Genomic DNA, 16402 nt, shown 5'->3' on the forward strand with positions numbered 1-16402 from the left:
GGATAAGGTCATGCCTGAATGTTTCAGGCAAGCATAGTCCTACTCCGGTCCGGGCGACGGCACGCAGGAGAGCCGTGCGGGCGGCCGGAGGAGCGGATCATGGAGGCGTTACCCATCAGGAACCGGCGTCTGCTGGTGGTCGAGGAGCTCCAGGTGGAACGCGACCGCTTGTGCGCGGCGCTCGCCGGCGACTACGAGGTGGATGCCGTGGCCAGCGGCGAGGACGCGCCGGCCCGGATACGCGCGGCGCTGGACGTCGACCAGCCTTATGCGGTGGCTTTCCTGGGCATGTCGCTGGTGTCCGGCCGCTGCTCGCTGCCCGGGCTGCTCTGGCAGCTCGATCCGCGCCTGCAACTGGTGATCTGTTCCCACCCCGCCGAATTCCCTCTGCTGGCCGCGCTGGCGGCGGAGGAGCGCCTGCTGCTGCTCGGCTCGCCGGCGCAAGGCGCGGAAGTGCGCCAGATGGCCGGCAACCTCTGCGCCAAGTGGAGCCTGGCGGCCTACCTGCAGTCGCAGGTGAGCCGGATGGAACGGGATATCCAGCGGATCACCGACGAGATTGGGCGGGCCAGGGACGCGCTGCGGAAGGAGATCGGCGAACGCCAGGAACTGGAGAGCCAGCTGGTCCAGACCGAAAAGCTGGCCTCGATCGGCCATCTGGCCGCCGGCGTCGCCCATGAGATCAACAATCCCATCAGCTATATCTCCTCCAACTACACCACCCTGGAGGACCATGTCAGGCGCTTGCTGGAGGTCCTCCAGGCCTACGAAGAGGCCCGCCCGGCGATTCGCGACCAGGCACTGGCGGATCGCCTGGAGCAACTTGGCGAGCGTGTCGAGCTGGCGTTCGTCAAGGAGGACGTCGCCGTGCTGCTGCGCGAGTCCCGCGAGGGGATAGGACGGGTGCGCAAGATCGTCCAGGACCTGAAGAACTTCTCGCGGGTCGACAGCGAGGACGACTGGCAATGGGCGAACCTGCACCAGGGAATCGAGTCGACCCTCAATATCGTCGCCAGCGAACTGAAATACCGGGCGGACGTGATCCGCGAATACGGGGAGCTGCCCGAAGTGCGGTGCTTGCCGTCGCAGATCAACCAGGTGGTGATGAACCTGGTGATGAACGCCGCCCAGGCGATGGGGCCGGAGCGGGGGCGCATCGTGATTCGCACCGGATGTGACAAGGAAAACGCCTGGATCGAGGTGGAGGACTCGGGGCAGGGCATCGCCGCCGATGTCCTTCCACGTATCTTCGACCCCTTCTTCACCACCAAGCCGGTTGGCAAGGGCACCGGCCTGGGCCTCTCGCTATCCTATGGCATCGTCCAGAAGCACGCTGGCACCATCGAGGTGCGCAGCCAGCCGGGCATCGGTAGCGCCTTCCGCATCGTCCTGCCCCTGGAAGCGCCCGGGCACACCGGCGGAACCCACGGAAATTAACTGTTGCGCCCGGTCAGGTAACGTAAGACAATGATTTATCTACCGTTTGGGGTGGGTCTCGGTTGGGATGCCGGTTTGGCTCCCACAGCCAGCTCACTTGAAGCGAGATCCTGCCCGGATGGCGAAATCGGTAGACGCAAGGGACTTAAAATCCCTCGGGGGCAACCCCGTGCCGGTTCGACCCCGGCTCCGGGCACCATCGTGTTTCCTGGCGTTCCGCCGATTCCAGTAAGAAAATCCCTCCATATTTTCTTTCCGCAATTCCCGATCACTTCCGCAATTTTCTACTTCGTCGGCTTCACTTTCTTGCCTTTTCGGTCGCGGATGTAGTGCTCGGTCATCGTTACCGTCGTGTGACCCAACTGGTCCCGGGCCTGCAGAATGTCGCCACTTGATTCGGCGGTATCGGTCCCTCCCTTGGCCCGCAGATCCCTGAACTGGAAAGCAGATTTTGGGATCCCGGCTGCATCCCTGGCCCTGTCGAAACGACCTCTGAGCATGTGATAGGTCATCGGCTGGCCGTCATCGATGACGACCAGGCGCGTCGAGCGGACGCGGTATCCAGTCTTCCAGGCCATAATCCTGTCGATCAGCAGCTTCAGTTCCCCGATCACCTCGATACGACGCTTCGCCAACGTCTTGCCTTGGCGAATTGCCAGAGTGCTGTCGCGGATATCGCGCTCATCCATCTTCAGGGTGTCGGCCACGCGCTGGGCCGTCAGGTAAGAAAGGTCCATGGCATCCTTCAGTCCCTGATCTGCCGCTTCATAGACCGCTGCATAGAGGTCATCCTCGACATACACATCACGCCCGCGCTCTCTGTTCCGTTTCACGCCTGAGCACGGGTGGCCAGTTTGGTGTAGCCCATCTCGCGCGCGTAGTTCCAGATGGCCGAGAAAAGCGAGATTTCCCGATTTGCGCGAACCGGCGCCGACCGCCGGAAGATCAGGTACTGCTTGATGTGCTTCGGCTCGATATCCCCGATGGCTGCAGGTGGGTCATCGAAGAACGCCAGCAGTTGCTTGAGCTCGCGGGCGTTGTCCTTCTGCGTTGTAGGGCTTTTCGTTGGCACGACGTCGATGAAATAGCGTTGAGCCACATAGCGAAACGTGAGCGTCTCCGCTACCTTTTGCATCGGCTGTGCGCGCCCTCTCCAGGCGGGCGTATTCAGTGATCGCCAGGCCGTAGTCCATTCCGAGGGATAGTTCCTTGCGTGGCTTGCCGCCGAGGTCGTAGTAGTAATAGATCTTGTTTCCGCGGCGTCTTTTGCGGAGCCGGGGAATGCTCCCCGGCTTGGTCGGCCGTCTTCCCATTTATCCTGCTTTCCTTGGAGTCCAGCCCGTCTTCTCGGGTTTCGCAGCCGTGGCCGGTGCCAGCAGGTTGGCGGTGATGACGCACGGCCAGCCGTTGGCCTTCACAGTGTGGCGAATGCCATTCTTTTTCAGGACCTCTATCTGCCTGGCCTTGGTGCGCGCCCCAGTCAGTTCGCACACCTCCTCGTGGGTCAAGAATGTGATGTTTTCCATGAGTTAGTGCCTCTCCCGGCCTATAGCCGGACGCTTCCGCAGCCCTTTCCGTTGGGCCGCGGCATGGATGATTTCAGGTAGGATGCACCGGCTCACCGGTGACGGGACCGGCCTTGGCGGGCATGTGCCCCTGATCCGGTGGGCCTTCGCTGGGCGAAGGTCTGGCCGGAAATGGCTTTCCCGGCAGGATGCCCAGGGCGTCGGTGGCGCGTTGGACGATGTTGAGCGCCACTTGCAGCGCCGCCGCGTCGTCTTGCATGCGCATGAGCGCGGTCATCTTGGGCCGGTGCTCGGCACACACTCTGTCGCGAAGCTGACCGGCGGCGCGGCGAACAGCGTCGGCCGTGCCGTGGTGCTGGAGCACCAGGCCATGACCAGTACCACGTCGACGCTGTGCATCTGCATCGTTGTGGTCCGCAGGAGTCAGCGGGGAAGGGCGGCCTGGTTTCTGCTTTATCCGAAGCACCCCTTCTGCCATGCCGCCAGCGTGCGGAGGATCGGGAATATCTCCACCAGCCCTACCACGGCCAGGCCGAGGGCGGTGATGATGCCGAGGGCGGTCAGCGCTCTATACATGGTCGGAGCCTCCCTCCTGCTCGCTCAGCAGGGCGCCGACCTCAGCCGCCAGGTCTTTCCCGCTCGGGTGTGCCGCTGCGAAATCGACAAGTCGCTGCAAAAGCCCCTCGCTGACCACCACATGGCCTGCGGGGACGGCTCTGGTGTTCCAGGTCTCGGCAATAAGCGGTCTCGGCTCGTCTCCACATGCGTAGCGTGCAACACCGCTCGCGACGCATCCTTTGGATGCGCACACCGCAACTATTCCGCCGTCTTCCAACTCGACGAAACCGGCTTCTCCTCCGCAGTACGGGTAGGGTTTCGGTTCTTCAGCCATTGTCTTTTTCCATTTTCTCCGGCCAGCCCAATGGCAGCCCGTCATCCCGCGCCAGGTCCTGGTCATTGATCATGGCCAGCAGGCTCTCGGCTTAGGAGTGAACGTCGTCGAGGTCCGTCGAGCAGCGGTGCGGGGTGCTGTCATGGATGTTGTCCAGGGCTTCGACGATGCCGCGCAGGCGGGTGGCGCACTGCTCGAACAGTTGGTGTTGGGTAGAGGACATGGTGGTGTCTCCGGTTGCTCCGGCGCCGGCGGCCGGCAGCGGGAGCGGGAGCGGGAGCGCTTGCACGGTCCGATCCGTTGGATCGCGCGGGGCTGGGCGGGGGCAACGTGCTGCTATCTGAAGTGACAGGCTCTAAAAAACATCAAACCGAACTTTAGGTATGGTCGAGGCTATTGATTTTTTAATAAGTTAAATAAAAAGGGGGGTGTATGAAAATCTCAAAGCATTTATTGGTTATGTTTATTTCTTATTCTGCATTAGCTGTTGCCGACTCAGAGATAAAGAGTGGGATGTATTTGCGGGTCGGTGATGGAGGGGTCTTCAATGTTTTTCTTGATAATCATGGAGAAAAGATATTTAGAATTAGGACGCTAGGTAGTAATGGGCACTCTTGCTCTCTAGGGGGAAGGGTTGATGGTTCTAGGATTATAGTGGAAGGGCCGACATATGCAGATCGATGTGATATTGATGTAAAAAATACTGCTGGCAAAATCGAGTTGTCTAGAGGTCGGGAGAGTCTCGGGTGTAGAGACTACTGTGGATCTAGGGCTGGTTTCTATGGAAGTTACAAACTTGCATACAGTTTGTGTGCATTTAGTTCTTACAGAAAGAGACTGTCCATGATTGAGGGCGCTTTAAGTTCGGGGGATAAAGACAAAGGGTATTTGCTCTCGAAGGAACTTTATGAGAAGTGCTCGCAGTTCATGGACTCTCTTCCGCGTATGGGGCTGATAAATAAAATATCCGCCTTGAATTTGCAGCGGGGAGACAAGAAAGCGTGTCGTAAAATGCAGGATGATGTGGGGTTCTTTGATTCTATAAAGCCTGAATACCTCCCGCAGGATGAAAGAGTAACGTATGAAGCATTACGTGATGAACATGCTAAGTTGCAGAGTGAGTGTTCGTAAGTTTTCTAAGCAGAGGGTTGCGTTATGGATGATGAAGATTTAAAAGAGCTGGAGAAGACTATATCTGATTTGCTTTCTCCGTATGGAAGTGTGGGGAAGGTAGGTGCCTCACTTGATGAATCGCCTATTACTATATATGCTAATCAAATTCCTTATTATATAAATGATACCTGGCTGACTAACTGGAGTGTGGCTGCTCGTACAGGGATAGCTCAGTCGCTAATTGACTCTATAAATACGACTATTGGGCGGCCCATGGTCGTGTCTGATCACTATTTCAGAGGGCACGAAATTAGCATAAGAACGGTTCCTGAGACTGGTGGCAGTAATTTGATAACCATGTCTGATTTGACGGCAAAGCTCAATTCTCAAATAAATACATTTATACAAGATAGGATTGATGAAGACAAAGAAGCAAAGGTTGCTCTAATCCAGCAGTCAATGGAATCATTGGCTGCTGAACAAATTAATTCCGACTTTACGGCCAGGCATGAGCTTCCGGCTGGTTCTCGTCCAAACACCGTAACGATTCCCCAGGCAGGTGACTCTGCAATCACGGTCGGATATGGCCTGCTTGGCCAGCAGGGCGTCGATGATCTGCGCGGGAGTGGCGCCGGTGCGCCAAGCCCCGTCAAGGGCCAGGACCACAACGTCGATCCACTCGGCTAAGTCACCCGGGGCTTCCTCGAGCTCGCGCAGCTCCTTGCGGATGTGGTCGATGACGCCAGCGGCGCGCGACCCAGGTCCGAACGTGCGTTCGCTGAGCCTGCGCTGGCGCTCCAGGTGCAGGTCAAGACGGAACACGTCCAGTCGCCTGCGGGCGCGGCCAAGCGCGTAGGCCTCATCTTGGAACATCAGGAGGTGATCGCTGGTGCGTCCGGTCAGGACATTGAGATAGCGGCTGTGGAGCGCTTCAATGGCAAGGTGATCGTCGGGGTGGTTCTGGTTCGTCGTCATGGCTGCACCTGCTGCTGTGAGCGGTTCCAGGGATGCCGGCGCCCGGGCTTGGGCTGCTGGCGCGGGGTGAGGAGTGCGTCGCGCAGGCTCATGCCGGCGGCGACGCGGCGGCGGACGGTCGTTGCGTGGGCCGGGCTCTGGAAGTGCTCCACCAACTCGGCGATGGTCCCGGTCACGCCGTCGACCGTGAAGCGTCGGCTCTCGCTCCAGCGTTCGTGTGCGCGCTCCAGTGCTGCGGCCTGCGCCGGTGTGCAGCGCCCTCGCTTCTGCTCGTTCGCGCGCTGGTGGTCTGCTGAGCATCCGCGTGCCGGCCAGGTGATCTCTGGCATCAGGGTCAGCAACTCCCGGAACTTCCAGGGGCCGATGCCCAGGGCCAGCCGGGTGGCGCGGCGGGAAAGCCCGCGCGCGGCCGCGTTGCGAATGAACTGTTCGGTGTTCATGAATGCATCTCCCAGAGCAGTTTCTATCCTTGGTTGGGCGTTTCCACGCGAGGACGGCTTGGGCAGTTCCAACTGCCTGCGCCGCGGATGCCCACCAGGTGCCAACCGCTGGCGCGCAGGCTTGCGCCGGCCTCGCTGGCGAGGATGTAGGTAAGGAGCCTGCGGTAGCCGGGGGCGCGTGTTGCACGCCAGGCCGCGCCGTACAGCTTCGAGCAGCCGTTGCGCGCGCCGTCGGTACAGCAGCGGGTCACCTTGAGCGTCATCCCGTCGTCGAGGTGGCGCGCTACCGGGCGCCGACGATGGCCACCCCTACGATGCGTTCGCCGGCAGCGAGGCCCAGGCTGAACTTATGGCCCTGGACCGGGCCGTGGTGGCGGTGGTGCTGCTCCACAAACGCATTCGCCTCGGCCAGGGTCAGCGGACACACCTCCAGGCGGCTCATGGCTGGACTTCCTGCTGAGCCACGCTCAGCGCCACCGCAACCGAGCGCACCCAGATCGTCGTATTGCTGAGCATGAAGGTTTCGCCGGCCTCGGCCAGCAGCAGGGTGGTGCCCATCACGCCGGCGATGGCCTCGGCCGCAGCCGGCGGAACCGCATTGCCGATCCGCTCGCGCCAGTCGCTGCCGGCTCGCACCAAGGCGAGACGCACCCAGGTCTTCCACTGCAGGGCCGGCACGCGGTGCATCGGGCCGGCGGCCTCGATATCGCCGGGTAGCGGCATGCGGCCGAGAATGTCGCCGACGGCGCGGAGTGATTTCTTCTCTGGCTTGTACAGGAAGGGGGCACTTTCTCGACGTACCGCGCGACCAGTAGGAAGCGCTTGCGGCTCTGCGCCAGGCCGCCGAGTTCGCCGCAGTCGTGAGTGGTTTCCGCCACGGCGTAGCCGAAGCCACCGAGCAGGCTGTTGATCTGGTCCAGCAGGTGCCGGCCGCGGCTGGCCAGGCGCGCAACCCGCAGGCGATCACCGACAACGCGTACGCCGCGCGCAACGGCAATGGAGACGAAGTATCCGGTGACGGCTGGCGCTTCCGCGGGCGCGGCCTGCTGCAGATCACAGGCCGGGCGAACTATCGCGCCGCCGGCGCCGGGCTGGACCAGCCGCTGGAGCAGGAACCAGAGCTGCTCGAGCGGCCGGAGTTCGCGGCGCTATCCGCAGCCTGGTGGTGGTCGAAGCATGGCCTCAACGAACTGGCCGACCGCGGCGAGTTCGCAGCCATTACCCGCCGGATCAACGGCGGGTTCAACGGCCAGGCGGAGCGCGTGGAACTGTGGGAGCGGGCGAAGAGGGTGCTGTCGTGATCTCCGCCCGTGCCGTCTCGATCATGCTGGCCTGCCTGCTGCTGGCCGGCTTCGGCGACTGGATGAAGTCGGAGGACTTCAGCGCGAAACCCTACGTGCCGACCAAGGGCGACGTGCCGACCATCGGTTACGGCTCCACCCGCTACGAGAACGGCCAATCGGTGAAGCTGACCGATCCGCCTATCACCCGTCAGCGCGGCGAACAACTGGCGCGCAACCTGATAGCTAAGGACGAACAGCAGTTCCGCGACTCGCTGCCCGGCGTGAAACTGTTCCAGGAGGAGTACGACTTGTACCTGGGTTTCATGGGCCAGTTCGGCATCACCAACTGGCGCGGTAGCTCGATGCGCCTCGACCTCCTGGCCGGCAACTACCGACAGGCCTGTGACGACCTGTTGAAGTGGCACAACCAGGGTGGGCGCGATTGCTCGCAGCCGAAGAACTGGGGGCCGAAGGGCTGCAAAGGCGTCTGGAGCCGACAGCAGGAGCAGCATGCGCAGTGCATAGCCGCGCAGGAGTGACGCATGGGGACCATCAAGGAATGGATCGTCGGCGCAGTGTTGGCTCTGCTCGCCACGGCGCTGCTGGCCAGCATGGGCTACCTCGCCGGGCGCGCGTCCATGCTGCGCGAGTACGGCGAACTGGCAGGCCAGGTGCGTCAGCAGCGGGAACAGGCGGACGCCAAGCTGGCCGAGCTGATCGCGCAGCGTGACATGAAACAGGCAGCCCTGGACAAGGCCGCCGCCGACCAAGAGAGGAAAGATGCTGATGCTCAAGCTGAAATCGTTCGCCTTGCTGGCGAGCTGCGCGACCGCCCTGTGCGCGTGCGGATCGCCCGCTCCGCAGGTGGGAACTGTCATGGTGGTGCCGCGGGTAGTGGAGCCGGCACCGCCGAAACTGATACAGGAAACCCCGCCTCGGCCTACGGGCTACTACCGGAAGAAAATTCTCGACGCTTTAACGACTCCCTGAGCGAAGTCGAAACCTGAGCGCGCCTACAGCTCGTGTCGCGCCCGGTTGATCCCCCAAGAGCCGACCCTGTAGGAAGGAAACCATGGCAACAGTCCTAGAACAAGAGACGACCCATGCCGCAAAGAGGCCAGAGGTTGACTTCGAGGTCGGTGCCGCAGGCGTTCGATATCGAGCTTAAATGGAAACCTCTCTTGTTCGTGCAGACGCTTGCCCTTTCGGGCCCGTATAAGTGTCCGCCCCGTTGATACGGGTCATCCCTGGACAGTTGTTGTAAGCTCTTGACGGTGTGTCCAGAGTGGTCGAAACGCTACGTCAGCCCTAGCCCCTGCACGCCGGCTCGGTCGTCTGGAAATGGACAAGCGGTGATTTGCCGCTATAGCCGATTACGAACAGAGGATGTTCAAGTTATGGAAACAAAAAAACGTCGGAGCCACATCTGGCTCTTCCACATCGTAATTTTCTGTCAGGCATGCGTCGCCGCCGAGGTTTCGGACGGATTGGAAGAACTTGCCCGAGGCACCGTCATTCTCACTTTAATGGGCACCTCAGCAACCGGCCACACGAGCGATTACATCAGTTCCAACAGCTATGCCTATGCCCGCGAGGACGCGGCAGCATTTATAGCCTCAGAAGGAGCCATCTACGGCGTGCAACTGGAGCGCGCCTGGAGGAAATATCAGGCCGATACTCCTGAACCCAGGCTGGAACTGAGTTCCTTTGCTGCCGGGCTATTGGCACGGAGTGAGATGCAGTGATGGCGGCAGCAAGCGCTTGGTCGGAAAACTGCGATATCACTATGCCTGGCCAAAGATGGCAAAGACACGGCTTCCTCTGTGATTTTCGTGGAACGCGAATCAAGGATGGCATTAAATCGGGGCTTTCCATGCCATCCAAGCTCTTACTGCTGGTCAAACTCCTGGTATGTCTGCCTGTCTATGCCGGGATTGACCTAACTTGGGACAGGCAGGACCACCCCGTCATTGCCAGCAGTTTCTACAGTTCGATATTGATGGTGACAACGAGCATCGGCACCAGTGACCCAAGAGAAGGTACAGAACTCTCTGGAGACGTATCCAAGGAGATCAGCAGCTACGACCGGAAACTCAAGCTGGCGCATGACGATGCGGCCGTTTTCATCGCTAGCAACGGCGCGGTCCGCGGTGCGATGCTGCAAGCGGTGCTGGATACCTTGCGCCAGCGCGTCGAGCTTGCGCGCTACAGTGATCTGCAACTGGCGCTGGCAGTATTGGCCTATCCACCCCGCTAGCCGCTCGTGCCAGTGAAGGGACTATAGAAGATCCGCGGCTAGGGTGGCCCAGTTCTTTCTCTTCGTTCCGGGCCCCGTTGAGGTTGTCTGGATCGTAAGCTTACGAAGCGGAGCGCTGGGCTAACTTCGTCTGGGCGTGGATGTTGAGAGCTAGCTGTTCTGCTAGTGGTTGCGGTGTTGTTGGCTACCGAAACTGCGCGCTCGAAGCACGGAAGGAACGCCATGGATATCGAACGGACGCACGTTCACAGCCAGCACGGCATCAACTTCAGCTTGGCGATCATTCGCCTCGCATGGACAGAGCGCAGCCGGCTGCTTCACATGAAATACTGTCCATCAGCGAAGGCCAGTCATGCGGTGGCTGATCTCGCGATTGAGATTTTCGACAGAATGCAGGCGAAGGATCGAGCCTGTGTACTGAAAGTCTTTGTCTCGCTGCCCTTGACCCGAACCCAAGCCGACTCTCTAAACCAGCAGCGCGTCACCATCGCGGGTGTAATCGGTGGGCTTGCGGCAGTTGCAGGTAAACGTATCAACACCTTTGTTGGGATTGGTAGCGGCCTTGCTGTTCGTTGGGCTACTCAGCAGAGTTTGCCAACCTATCACGCTGGAGATGTCATTATCAGCGTTGAAGGGGAGGTGTCCGGCGGGATCGGGCCCCAGCATTCGGTCACGTCGCAGATCGTACCGAGTGTTGGAGAGCCCGCATGAATGATGTCCTTCAGTTCGCGATTTGGGCCGTGGTCATCACCGCAGTAGGCTACCTCGTCCGACCAAGAGGCATCCGCAAATGGCTGGGGGTCGTTGCGTTTGTTGCAGCCTGGGTGCTGATATTTTGCTTTTCTTCCACCAACCTAGTGGGCTTCGATCTTGGCATTCTAGGAATCTGCCTTGTTGTCCTCGGGGTCGACCTTTTCGTTCGTAGAGACCGTTTCTCGAAATCTGACGAGTAAGAGTTGTGGGTTAATAAGAAAGATATGTTCGTTCGAGTGCTAACGCAAATTGAGTTTATTGAGCAACTTCGTGCGCTTAGCACAGTGCTGTCGGCTAGGTAAATGTCAAGTTTCTATAAGTTTGAGAGATAATGCCTGTGGAGATAGACCTGACTTCCTGAGGTAAGAAAAGCACTGCACTCAGTTTACGAAGAGGTTATGTGGCTAGCTGGCCGGCCGAATGTGACACCAAGTCGGGCGAGAGCTTGGTATACCCATGTCATGGCAGAGAGCTTAAAGCGTCACATTCGGAGGTTTATGGGAATGATCGCATAAAGCTGTCATGGATAGTGGAGCGGACTTACGCTTGGAACACTATATACGAATCCAGATCACGCTGACGCAACTAGTTGACCTCCATCGAAGTCGGAAAGTATACGATGCGGGAGGGTTTGTACGGACACTAATAGATTGCGAGTCTGTTCATATCGTAACGAAGGGTGAAAACTATGCGGCTATGCGTGCAAAAGGGTGCTACGAGACGGCTAAGATTCAGCTTGTAGCATGGGATGAAATTCACAAACAACGCCGGGATGAACTTTGGCGATTGATGTTGCGAAATGAAGTTTCAAACTACAATAGCTTCCGAGACTGACGGGAGTGGTTTGCCGAGAAATACTTATTTAAAGCGAGGTTGTTTTTTCTCCAAACGTCTTGGTCGGCTCGCCGATTTCCTGGCGTTCCGCCGCTCTCAGCCAAGACGTTCCTCCCTCTTTCTTCCGCAGTTTCCTGCTTCGTCGGTTCATCCGAGGCCTGACAGGCGGCGAGGTAGTTCCCGGTCCGTTTGCTGGCCAGCCGCTGCTACCGGTGGGCTCGCGGGGCGTTCCCCCCAGTCGCGGACATGAGGTGATCAGAACGGATAGGGAACCGCCCTGGCAGGCTTTCGGTCTGAGCGGGAACAGAAATTCATGACTAGATTCATGAACCCGCCCACCTGAATGCCACCGATACCGATGCTTCGCAGGATTTCCCCCGTTGTCCTTTCCTTTTTCTTCGCCATGGCGGCCGAGGCCGCTGGCAATCTCCAGGACCTGGCCGGTTCGACGATCATTGCCGCCGGCAAGCTCGAAGCCGTGAAATGTCCCGGCGCGGGACTGTACGAATGCGCCGACTGGCCCAGCGGGCTCTACCGCTTCGAGGAGCAGGACGTCTGCCTGACCATCGTCGAAGGCTGCGACTACAGCTGCGATGGAATCCTGAGCGAGAAGAGCGGTACGCAGTCGGTACTGGTTTCCGGGTCCTATCGGGAGCGGATCCGCAAGGTGGAAGGCGCCAAGGTCTCCTGTCCGCGCTAGGCGCGGTGAGACAGCTCCTGTCCGGCAGTGCTTCCGATGAGCGCGGCGGAATGTGCTAGGGTGCGCGCTTTCCTGGAGGAGCGCGGAGCATGGAGCACCCCTACGAACCCCCGCGAGCGACGCTTACCGAGGGCAGGCCGGCGGCGCGTGGTTTCCTGGCCGGCGGACAGCCGCTGTGGAAGGCTTTCTGGCTGTTCTTCGCCGTGGGTTTCGTGCTGGTCGGCCTCGTCGCCAGGCAGGCGATGGTGGCCATCGTCGATCCGCTGATGCAGGAGAGCGACGGCGAACACGCCGTGTCCCTGACCTTGTGGGGAATCATCGGCATCGAGCTGGCGAAGCTGGCCTACCTGCTCCTGAGCCTCGTCGTGGTCTGGCGCTGCGGACGCAATTCGCCGTGGGCCATCGCCCGGCATGCAGGGGTTGCCGTGGTGCTGGCGCTGATGGTCCTGGGCCTGTACTCGATCTATCTGGTGCTGGCTCTCCTGGCCACGCCTTGAGCCGCTTTCCTGCACGTGGGCGATGGCGCGGATGCCGCGCTTTTCGGCCGCCCCGGCGTCGGCCTAACGCTGCAGCCAGTCTTCCAGCTGGTCCGCCAGCATCGGCCGGGCGATGAGATAGCCCTGTCCCTCGCGACAACCCCAGGCTTGCAGCAGATGAAGGGTTTCAGGGGTCTCGATGCCCTCGGCGATCACCCGATAGCCCAACTGGCTGGCCAGGCCGATCACCGCCTGGGTGACACTCTGCGCCTTCGGCGAGTCGCCCAGGTCGCGGGTGAACGACTGGTCGAGCTTGATGGCGGTGACCGGCAGGTCGCGCAGGTAGGTCCAGTTGCTGTAGCCGGTGCCGAAATCGTCCACCGCGATGCCCATGCCCAGTTCGCGGGCGCGCAGCAAGACTGCCCTCACCGCCGAGGCGTCGCGAATGAGCACGCTTTCGGTGAACTCCAGCTCGATGGCCGAAAGGTCGAGCCCGTGATGCCTGGCGAGCCTGACGGTCTCCTCCAGGAAACCGCTGTCTTCCATTTCCGCCGCCGAGACGTTGATCGCCAGCGTGAGCGGGATGTTCCGCCCGTGCCAGAGAGCCAGTTGCTCCAGCGCATGGCGCAGCACCCAGTCGCTCAACGGGCGCATCAGCGCGGTCTTTTCCGCCAGGGGAATGAACTCGGCGGGGCTGACCGGCCCGAGTTGCGGGTGGCGCCAGCGCAGCAATGCCTCGACGCCGGTACATTGGCCCGTCGCCAGGTCGATCTTCGGCTGGTATGCCAGGTGGAACCCTTCCTCCGTACCGATAGCCTGGGACAGCGAGGCCAGCAGGGTGAAGGCGCGCTGCTGGGCCTGGTCCAGCGGCGGGTTGTAGCGCGCCCAGCCGACGCCGCGGTCACGGGCGTCGTCGGCCGCGCTGACCACCAGGCGCAGCCAGTCCTGCTCGCCGTGGGGATGGTCGGCGGTGAGTGGCAGCACGCCGAGGCCGGGATTGGCCTTGATCGGAATGCCGTGGCAGACCACGGGTTTCTCGAAGGCCTCCAGCAGGCGGATACAGACCGGCTCGGTTTGTTCCTGCTGCTGCCGCGGCAGCAGCAAGCCGAAGCGGGTCGGGCTGATCTTGTAGAGGGTGCAGTCCGGCAGCTCGCTGCGGATGCGATCGCGCGCCGCGAGCATGAGGTCGTTGGAAAACGGATAGCCCAGCGTACGGATGATCGTATTGAGCAGGGCGAGAGGCAGGAGGTCGGCGGCGATGACGGTCAGCGCGCCGTCGCGCTGCAGGCGCAGGGAAACGTCTTCCTGCAGGCGCAGCCGATTGTAGAGGCCGGTCGGTTCGTCGATGTAGTTGGTCGAGCGCAGCGTATGGATGCGTGCCATGACCAGCCCGGCGAAGTGCTCGAGCATGGCGATGTCCCGCGCGGACAGCGGTCCGCGGGGTTCCCTGTCGATGACGCAGAGGCTGCCGAGGTTGAGTCCGTCGGTGGTGGTCAGCGGCGATCCGGCGTAGAAGCGGATGCCCGGCTCGCCCAGCACGTAGGGGTTGTCGCGGAAGCGCGGATCGAGGCGGGCGTCGGCCACCTCGAACACTCCCTTGCCGAGGATCGCGTAGGCGCAGAACGAATCCCGTCGTGGCGTCTGGCGGATACCGAGGCCGATGCTCGCGCGAAACCACTGGCGCTGGTGATCGAGAATGGAAATGAGCGCGATGGGCGTCTGGAAATAGCAGGTGGCGGCGCCGAGGATCGCTTCGAACACTTCGTCGACACCTTCCTCCAGCAGGCCGAGCTGGTCGACGTAGGCCTGTCTGGCGGGCTCGTCGGCGGGATAGGGAGGAGTCGTCATGCTGGAGTCCTGGGTGACTGCGATGTCGCCCATCGACATTCAGTGATGTCATTGTGCCTTTGTTTGCCGGGCAGCGCTGATTTTCCCGGATTGAAGCGATGAAAGGGCGTGAGAGAGTCGTTCTTCGGCATGCCGGGTGGCCATGGAGAGCGCTTTTCAGTACTGAGAAACCAGCTACCAGGAAATCGGACGTTTCCTATACCGGGCGGCGCTACCGCCCGTTAAAACGGAGCGATCCGCTTTTACCGAGAACAGACATGATCGACACGCTCTCCTTCGCTTCGCGCCTGTGCAAGTTCGTCATTCTCCTGGTCGCGTTGCTGGTCGGCGGCGCCAGTTGCTACCTGTGGCTGGCAGGTCGTCCTTATCGGGACGCCATATCGGCGTTCGTTCCCCTGGTGCTGCCGATGCTCGCGCTGGTGCTGGCGTTCGATCTCTTCCGTGCGCTCGTCCTGGGCCGTCGCTAGGGAGGTTGTCCGTCGGTTCGCCGGCATGCGCTGCATTTCCGTCACTCTGCCCCTGCCAATTCTGGCAGGTGGTGACTCTTCATCGGCAACCGCTTGAACTGTAGGACCTTTTTCCGCGCCGGGGTCTTGCCGCGGCGGAGCCAGCCTTGCCTATTCCCTTCGCTCATCTAGACATACTCCATGACTTCTCAGGGACAGGGAGGGGCTATGCAACGCATCGTCATCGTTGGTGGCGGGGTTGGTGGCACCATGCTCGCCAACCTGCTGGTGGCCAGGCTCTACGCGGAGGTCCTCGACGGCAGGGTGCAGGTCCTGCTGCTCTCGGACTCGCCCGATCACTACTACAAGCCGGCGTTCATGTACGTCGCCTTCCAGCAGTTCTTCCTCGAGGACCTGAAGCGACCGGAGCGTTCGCTGTTGCGCCCTGAGGTGGAGTTCCGGGTCGAGCAGGTGGTCCGCTTCGATTTCGCTCGCCAGGAGCTGCATACCCGCAACGGCAAGCGGCACGGCTACGACTACCTGGTCATCGCCACCGGCTGCGTACCGGCGCCCGAGCGTATCGAAGGTCTGCAGGAAGCCGGCGAGCATTTCTACCAGTACCAGCCGGCGCGCCGGTTGGCGGAGCGCCTGGCCAGCCTGGAGTCGGGGCGGGTGTTCATCACGGTGAGCTTCCCGAAGACGCCGAACGTACCGCACCAGTGCGGCATCGCCCCGGTGGAGACCACCCTGATGCTCGATGACTACCTGCGCCGCCGCGGTGTGCGCGAGCGCGTCGAGATCGTCTACACCTATCCCACCACCGCCCAGTTGCTACGTAACTGCCTGTTCCTGCAGCGGCCCACCGGCGAGATCCTGCCGAGTCTGTTCGAGCAGCGTGGCATTCGTTTCCAGCGTGGCTTCACCCTGGCCCGGGTCGATCCGGAGCGGCGCATCGCCTATTCCGAAGAGGGTGACGAGCAACCCTTCGACCTGCTCATGGCGACGCCGCCGATTCGCGCGGTGGATGTGGTCCGGGAGTGTGGCCTGTCGCAATCCGCCGCCGACGAAGGCTGGTTGCCGACGAACCATGAAACCTTGCAGGTGTATGGCGTCGAACGGGTGTATACCCTGGGCGATACCGTCGATCTGCCGGTAAGCAAGGCCGGAGGCGCCTGCCACAATCAGGCGCCGGTGATCGCCAGCAACATCGCCGCCGAGATTCGCCTCGGCAGTCCTTGCGCGACCTACGACGGACGGGTGCAGGCCGTCGCGCAGATGGGCCTGAACGCCGGCATGCCGCTCTGGTACGACTACCGGCACGACGTCCAGCCGACCCCGCCGACCAAGCTTGGCGGGCTGTTGCGCCAGGGTTTCAATCGCGGGCTGTACTGGGCCGTCGCCCGCGGAATGCTTTGACCCCAC

Annotated in this window: 20 protein-coding genes, 1 tRNA gene and 5 pseudogenes; 14 read left to right on the top strand and 12 right to left on the bottom strand. The window is 61.2% G+C overall.

Annotated features, from left to right (window positions below; genetic code table 11):
- The first annotated feature begins 18 nt into the window (after nucleotides 1-18).
- Nucleotides 19-1437, top strand: coding sequence for an ATP-binding protein (locus B7D75_RS12220; RefSeq protein WP_107114049.1), 1419 nt, complete (start codon nucleotides 19-21; stop codon nucleotides 1435-1437).
- A gap of 112 nt (nucleotides 1438-1549) precedes the next feature.
- A tRNA-Leu gene (locus tag B7D75_RS12225) sits at nucleotides 1550-1636 on the top strand.
- 85 nt (nucleotides 1637-1721) lie between these two features.
- On the opposite strand, the pseudogene B7D75_RS29735 reads toward B7D75_RS12225, so the two are convergent.
- From B7D75_RS29735 to B7D75_RS29925, 7 genes and pseudogenes are all read right to left on the bottom strand, one after another.
- A pseudogene (locus tag B7D75_RS29735) lies at nucleotides 1722-2750 on the bottom strand (tyrosine-type recombinase/integrase).
- On the bottom strand, nucleotides 2751-2963 hold the full coding sequence (locus tag B7D75_RS12240; protein ID WP_053813805.1) for a DUF4224 domain-containing protein: 213 nt from the start codon (nucleotides 2961-2963) through the stop codon (nucleotides 2751-2753). It abuts the pseudogene before it with no gap.
- Nucleotides 2964-3036: 73 nt separating this feature from the next.
- On the bottom strand, nucleotides 3037-3228 hold the full coding sequence (locus B7D75_RS29740; protein ID WP_234420755.1) for a hypothetical protein: 192 nt from the start codon (nucleotides 3226-3228) through the stop codon (nucleotides 3037-3039).
- Between the two features lie 21 nt (nucleotides 3229-3249).
- Nucleotides 3250-3441 (bottom strand): annotated as a pseudogene (locus tag B7D75_RS30140) (hypothetical protein); the annotation flags it as partial.
- Nucleotides 3417-3539: a hypothetical protein gene (locus tag B7D75_RS29920; protein WP_255286382.1), complete on the bottom strand. Its 123-nt coding sequence runs from the start codon at nucleotides 3537-3539 to the stop codon at nucleotides 3417-3419. The gene B7D75_RS29920 and the pseudogene B7D75_RS30140, both read right to left, overlap by 25 nt.
- Entirely contained in the window at nucleotides 3532-3855 is a 324-nt protein-coding gene (locus tag B7D75_RS12250) for a hypothetical protein (RefSeq protein WP_105446841.1), read from the bottom strand. The genes B7D75_RS29920 and B7D75_RS12250 overlap by 8 nt, the downstream gene beginning before the upstream one ends.
- Before the next feature lie 91 nt (nucleotides 3856-3946).
- Nucleotides 3947-4078 (bottom strand): hypothetical protein, encoded by a 132-nt coding sequence (locus B7D75_RS29925; RefSeq protein WP_256157648.1) that lies wholly within the window; start codon nucleotides 4076-4078, stop codon nucleotides 3947-3949.
- 209 nt (nucleotides 4079-4287) lie between these two features.
- On the opposite strand from B7D75_RS29925, the gene B7D75_RS29350 reads away from it, so the two are divergent.
- Nucleotides 4288-4986: a hypothetical protein gene (locus B7D75_RS29350; RefSeq protein WP_124082929.1), complete on the top strand. Its 699-nt coding sequence runs from the start codon at nucleotides 4288-4290 to the stop codon at nucleotides 4984-4986.
- A gap of 447 nt (nucleotides 4987-5433) precedes the next feature.
- On the opposite strand, the gene B7D75_RS29745 is transcribed toward B7D75_RS29350, so the two are convergent.
- From B7D75_RS29745 to B7D75_RS29355, 4 genes and pseudogenes are all read right to left on the bottom strand, one after another.
- Entirely contained in the window at nucleotides 5434-5943 is a 510-nt protein-coding gene (locus B7D75_RS29745) for a dATP/dGTP pyrophosphohydrolase domain-containing protein (RefSeq protein WP_234600001.1), read from the bottom strand.
- Nucleotides 5940-6383 carry a hypothetical protein gene (locus B7D75_RS12265; RefSeq protein WP_034080484.1) on the bottom strand — a complete coding sequence of 148 codons (444 nt, stop codon included), beginning with the start codon at nucleotides 6381-6383 and terminating at the stop codon, nucleotides 5940-5942. Before B7D75_RS12265 ends, B7D75_RS29745 begins: the two co-directional genes overlap by 4 nt.
- Before the next feature lie 23 nt (nucleotides 6384-6406).
- Nucleotides 6407-6825, bottom strand: a pseudogene (locus B7D75_RS30000) (XF1762 family protein).
- A 170-nt stretch (nucleotides 6826-6995) separates the two neighbouring features.
- Nucleotides 6996-7336, bottom strand: a pseudogene (locus B7D75_RS29355) (DNA cytosine methyltransferase); the annotation flags it as partial.
- Here B7D75_RS29355 and B7D75_RS12285 point away from each other — a divergent pair.
- From B7D75_RS12285 to B7D75_RS12320, 9 genes and pseudogenes are all read left to right on the top strand, one after another.
- Nucleotides 7328-7684 (top strand): annotated as a pseudogene (locus B7D75_RS12285) (glycoside hydrolase family 19 protein); the annotation flags it as partial. The pseudogenes B7D75_RS29355 and B7D75_RS12285 overlap by 9 nt on opposite strands.
- A gap of 23 nt (nucleotides 7685-7707) precedes the next feature.
- The gene (locus B7D75_RS12290) at nucleotides 7708-8205 is read left to right on the top strand and encodes a glycoside hydrolase family protein (RefSeq protein ID WP_107114669.1); all 498 of its coding nucleotides are present in this window, start codon (nucleotides 7708-7710) and stop codon (nucleotides 8203-8205) included.
- Between the two features lie 3 nt (nucleotides 8206-8208).
- Complete coding sequence (locus B7D75_RS12295) at nucleotides 8209-8673, top strand: hypothetical protein (RefSeq protein WP_185269337.1); 465 nt, start codon at nucleotides 8209-8211, stop codon at nucleotides 8671-8673.
- Between the two features lie 390 nt (nucleotides 8674-9063).
- Nucleotides 9064-9411 (top strand): DUF2388 domain-containing protein, encoded by a 348-nt coding sequence (locus B7D75_RS12300; RefSeq protein WP_043099832.1) that lies wholly within the window; start codon nucleotides 9064-9066, stop codon nucleotides 9409-9411.
- On the top strand, nucleotides 9411-9923 hold the full coding sequence (locus B7D75_RS29750) for a DUF2388 domain-containing protein (RefSeq protein WP_225317507.1): 513 nt from the start codon (nucleotides 9411-9413) through the stop codon (nucleotides 9921-9923). Before B7D75_RS12300 ends, B7D75_RS29750 begins: the two co-directional genes overlap by 1 nt.
- Nucleotides 9924-10145: 222 nt before the next feature.
- Nucleotides 10146-10634: a hypothetical protein gene (locus B7D75_RS29360; protein ID WP_161971251.1), complete on the top strand. Its 489-nt coding sequence runs from the start codon at nucleotides 10146-10148 to the stop codon at nucleotides 10632-10634.
- On the top strand, nucleotides 10631-10876 hold the full coding sequence (locus B7D75_RS12310) for a hypothetical protein (protein WP_034080479.1): 246 nt from the start codon (nucleotides 10631-10633) through the stop codon (nucleotides 10874-10876). The genes B7D75_RS29360 and B7D75_RS12310 overlap by 4 nt, the downstream gene beginning before the upstream one ends.
- A gap of 992 nt (nucleotides 10877-11868) precedes the next feature.
- Nucleotides 11869-12210 carry a hypothetical protein gene (locus B7D75_RS12315; protein ID WP_043103352.1) on the top strand — a complete coding sequence of 114 codons (342 nt, stop codon included), beginning with the start codon at nucleotides 11869-11871 and terminating at the stop codon, nucleotides 12208-12210.
- An 89-nt stretch (nucleotides 12211-12299) separates the two neighbouring features.
- Nucleotides 12300-12707, top strand: coding sequence for a hypothetical protein (locus B7D75_RS12320; RefSeq protein ID WP_003150678.1), 408 nt, complete (start codon nucleotides 12300-12302; stop codon nucleotides 12705-12707).
- Nucleotides 12708-12770: 63 nt separating this feature from the next.
- Here the strand turns inward: B7D75_RS12320 and B7D75_RS12325 are convergent, their stop codons facing one another.
- The gene (locus B7D75_RS12325; protein WP_043103358.1) at nucleotides 12771-14534 is read right to left on the bottom strand and encodes a cyclic di-GMP phosphodiesterase; all 1764 of its coding nucleotides are present in this window, start codon (nucleotides 14532-14534) and stop codon (nucleotides 12771-12773) included.
- Nucleotides 14535-14791: 257 nt separating this feature from the next.
- Between B7D75_RS12325 and B7D75_RS12330 the strand changes: the two genes are divergently transcribed.
- Both B7D75_RS12330 and B7D75_RS12335 read left to right on the top strand, forming a co-directional pair.
- Entirely contained in the window at nucleotides 14792-15001 is a 210-nt protein-coding gene (locus B7D75_RS12330; RefSeq protein ID WP_003150676.1) for a hypothetical protein, read from the top strand.
- Between the two features lie 207 nt (nucleotides 15002-15208).
- Nucleotides 15209-16396, top strand: a complete 1188-nt coding sequence (locus tag B7D75_RS12335; protein WP_034080476.1) for an NAD(P)/FAD-dependent oxidoreductase — start codon at nucleotides 15209-15211, stop codon at nucleotides 16394-16396.
- Nucleotides 16397-16402: the final 6 nt, after the last annotated feature.

Origin of the sequence: Pseudomonas paraeruginosa (assembly GCF_003025345.2) — a bacterium.
Lineage (GTDB): Bacteria > Pseudomonadota > Gammaproteobacteria > Pseudomonadales > Pseudomonadaceae > Pseudomonas > Pseudomonas paraeruginosa.

What these genes read in the sequence shown, in the direction of transcription:
- B7D75_RS12220 (WP_107114049.1), top strand. Translation starts at nt 19, where the DNA reads ATGTTTCAGGCAAGCATAGTCCTACTCCGGTCCGGGCGACGGCACGCA.
- B7D75_RS12240 (WP_053813805.1), bottom strand. Translation starts at nt 2,963, where the DNA reads ATGGAAAACATCACATTCTTGACCCACGAGGAGGTGTGCGAACTGACT.
- B7D75_RS29740 (WP_234420755.1), bottom strand. Translation starts at nt 3,228, where the DNA reads ATGCGCATGCAAGACGACGCGGCGGCGCTGCAAGTGGCGCTCAACATC.
- B7D75_RS29920 (WP_255286382.1), bottom strand. Translation starts at nt 3,539, where the DNA reads ATGTATAGAGCGCTGACCGCCCTCGGCATCATCACCGCCCTCGGCCTG.
- B7D75_RS12250 (WP_105446841.1), bottom strand. Translation starts at nt 3,855, where the DNA reads ATGGCTGAAGAACCGAAACCCTACCCGTACTGCGGAGGAGAAGCCGGT.
- B7D75_RS29925 (WP_256157648.1), bottom strand. Translation starts at nt 4,078, where the DNA reads ATGTCCTCTACCCAACACCAACTGTTCGAGCAGTGCGCCACCCGCCTG.
- B7D75_RS29350 (WP_124082929.1), top strand. Translation starts at nt 4,288, where the DNA reads ATGAAAATCTCAAAGCATTTATTGGTTATGTTTATTTCTTATTCTGCA.
- B7D75_RS29745 (WP_234600001.1), bottom strand. Translation starts at nt 5,943, where the DNA reads ATGACGACGAACCAGAACCACCCCGACGATCACCTTGCCATTGAAGCG.
- B7D75_RS12265 (WP_034080484.1), bottom strand. Translation starts at nt 6,383, where the DNA reads ATGAACACCGAACAGTTCATTCGCAACGCGGCCGCGCGCGGGCTTTCC.
- B7D75_RS12290 (WP_107114669.1), top strand. Translation starts at nt 7,708, where the DNA reads ATGCTGGCCTGCCTGCTGCTGGCCGGCTTCGGCGACTGGATGAAGTCG.
- B7D75_RS12295 (WP_185269337.1), top strand. Translation starts at nt 8,209, where the DNA reads ATGGGGACCATCAAGGAATGGATCGTCGGCGCAGTGTTGGCTCTGCTC.
- B7D75_RS12300 (WP_043099832.1), top strand. Translation starts at nt 9,064, where the DNA reads ATGGAAACAAAAAAACGTCGGAGCCACATCTGGCTCTTCCACATCGTA.
- B7D75_RS29750 (WP_225317507.1), top strand. Translation starts at nt 9,411, where the DNA reads ATGGCGGCAGCAAGCGCTTGGTCGGAAAACTGCGATATCACTATGCCT.
- B7D75_RS29360 (WP_161971251.1), top strand. Translation starts at nt 10,146, where the DNA reads ATGGATATCGAACGGACGCACGTTCACAGCCAGCACGGCATCAACTTC.
- B7D75_RS12310 (WP_034080479.1), top strand. Translation starts at nt 10,631, where the DNA reads ATGAATGATGTCCTTCAGTTCGCGATTTGGGCCGTGGTCATCACCGCA.
- B7D75_RS12315 (WP_043103352.1), top strand. Translation starts at nt 11,869, where the DNA reads ATGCTTCGCAGGATTTCCCCCGTTGTCCTTTCCTTTTTCTTCGCCATG.
- B7D75_RS12320 (WP_003150678.1), top strand. Translation starts at nt 12,300, where the DNA reads ATGGAGCACCCCTACGAACCCCCGCGAGCGACGCTTACCGAGGGCAGG.
- B7D75_RS12325 (WP_043103358.1), bottom strand. Translation starts at nt 14,534, where the DNA reads ATGACGACTCCTCCCTATCCCGCCGACGAGCCCGCCAGACAGGCCTAC.
- B7D75_RS12330 (WP_003150676.1), top strand. Translation starts at nt 14,792, where the DNA reads ATGATCGACACGCTCTCCTTCGCTTCGCGCCTGTGCAAGTTCGTCATT.
- B7D75_RS12335 (WP_034080476.1), top strand. Translation starts at nt 15,209, where the DNA reads ATGCAACGCATCGTCATCGTTGGTGGCGGGGTTGGTGGCACCATGCTC.